This is a genomic window from Providencia sp. PROV129 (assembly GCF_028482245.1).
Lineage (GTDB): Bacteria > Pseudomonadota > Gammaproteobacteria > Enterobacterales > Enterobacteriaceae > Providencia > Providencia vermicola.
In genome coordinates, this window is sequence record NZ_JAMPQD010000058.1 from 1 (window position 1) to 1,669 (window position 1,669).

The 1,669-nt window shown below is 40.6% G+C and carries 3 protein-coding genes; 2 read left to right on the forward strand and 1 reads right to left on the reverse strand.

Features of this window, described 5'->3' with window-relative positions; all coding sequences use genetic code 11:
* Positions 1–1,021: DUF6862 domain-containing protein (locus tag PSF27_RS20765; RefSeq protein ID WP_336431895.1), on the forward strand; the 1,021-nt coding region annotated here is incomplete at its 5' end.
* Between the two features lie 8 nt (positions 1,022–1,029).
* Positions 1,030–1,503: a hypothetical protein gene (locus tag PSF27_RS20770; RefSeq protein WP_272682191.1), complete on the forward strand. Its 474-nt coding sequence runs from the start codon at positions 1,030–1,032 to the stop codon at positions 1,501–1,503.
* A gap of 27 nt (positions 1,504–1,530) precedes the next feature.
* On the opposite strand, the gene PSF27_RS20775 is transcribed toward PSF27_RS20770, so the two are convergent.
* Positions 1,531–1,669, reverse strand: a 139-nt coding sequence (locus tag PSF27_RS20775) for a SymE family type I addiction module toxin (protein WP_272682192.1), incomplete at its 5' end; no start/stop codon positions are given.

Here is a 1,669-nt window from a genome sequence, read left to right on the forward strand (position 1 = left end):
GGCAAATGCCGCAGAGGCAGGGAAGACCACGGTTGAGAATAACTATCTGAGCGACTCAGAGCACCGCCAAAAGACGTCACTGGAGCTAAAAGAGAAGCAAGGTAAGATCACTGAGGCCGAGCAACAGAAACTCGCTGAGCTGCGAATTAAAGATACAGAAACAACGCAAAGATTAATTGATACCTGTGCTGGCGGTGTTTCACCTGAATGTACCGCCGCCAGAAAAGACGCATTCGAAACGATAGATACCTACGTCAGTTTGACGTATCAAAATCCAAAAACAGCGCAGGCTGGTTATCAAGAAATCGAACGGTTGTTGAACTCGACTTCACCCGAAGCACAGCAGGCGTATAATCTATTGGAATCCTATACTGAAGCCTTTAAAAACTTCGGTTATACCGATGAAGAAGCACGAACGCGTGCAGGTATGTATGTCGGGTCGATTTATCTATTGGGTGGTATGTCAGCGGTCGCAAACTCAGGCGCTTTAGTAAAACAGTTTGGGAAAGATGTTGCGAAGCCAAATGTCACAACTCCGAAAGGAAATAATGCAGGAGCGGGTAGCAACTGGACTGCTGATAAAAATGGGGCATTTAGCCCGAAGGATGATGGAATAGTTACGACTGTTGGGAAAGGTGATGGTAAGTTTGATGGGAACTCATTACCTTATGATAAAGCTCCAGTAGTTAATCCAGCTACCAATAAAATCGTTACTGAACATACTGTTGTCTCTTCAGGAAAAGCACCAAGAACGTCTACCCCAAATTCAGTTTATGAAGTTTCTCGTGCAGATGGCACTAAAAGTATTACTTATTATGATGATAAAGGAAGGACATTTTCACGAGAAGATTATGGACAGCAAAAAACGCATGGGCAATTAGGATATGATGCAAACGGCAAAGTTCCACCTCACGAACATAAAATTAATTATAATGATCGTGGGTATGTGGATAAAAGATACTATCGTGAAATAGATAAGAATGGTAAGCCAGTAGGCCCTTGGATTGAAGATAAAAAGTAGGTATGACTATGTCAAATAACGTTTATGGCTATTTACAACCCGAAATTGGAACTACTATAGATTTCAATCTACTAGAAAAATACATGGCTGATACTCCCTTGAATATTCGCGTGATAACAAAAATGGAGTTATTTAATTACCCAGCTGAATACTTACCTGAAGATGGATGCTTTATATTTGATATCGCGGATGGAAAAAACTCAATCAATGCAACATATCTGATTGATTATTTAGAATATGATCCTGAAACTGCGGATATAGGGTTTCCTCCAGACCCAAAAGAACGTTTAAATATTCTTTTGGACACTTTATCCGAGATGATTAAGATTTCAAATGCTAAGAAAATGGTTGTTTCATTGAATGAATGCGAACAAATTGAAACGATAAAAAAAATCCGAGCATTTGAGTTATATGACGTCATTCATGCTGACTTTGAAGAGTATCAGGCACCACCTGATACCCTTTATGAAATTATTGCTTAATTGAATTAGCAGTTTCGTTTTACTAACTCACTCCTCAGCCAGCTGGATAATCAACTGTCCGGCTTGGCGAGTAAGGGTATAGTGGCTGCCAACCTCAAACCTCATCTCTTTCAGCCACTTACCACTTAAAGTGAGTTGTGGGCTGGGGTTAGGTTTACCGCGGTTA

Bases quoted from the DNA above. Each gene is read 5' to 3' on its own strand.
- PSF27_RS20770 (WP_272682191.1), top strand. From the start codon at position 1,030: ATGTCAAATAACGTTTATGGCTATTTACAACCCGAAATTGGAACTACT.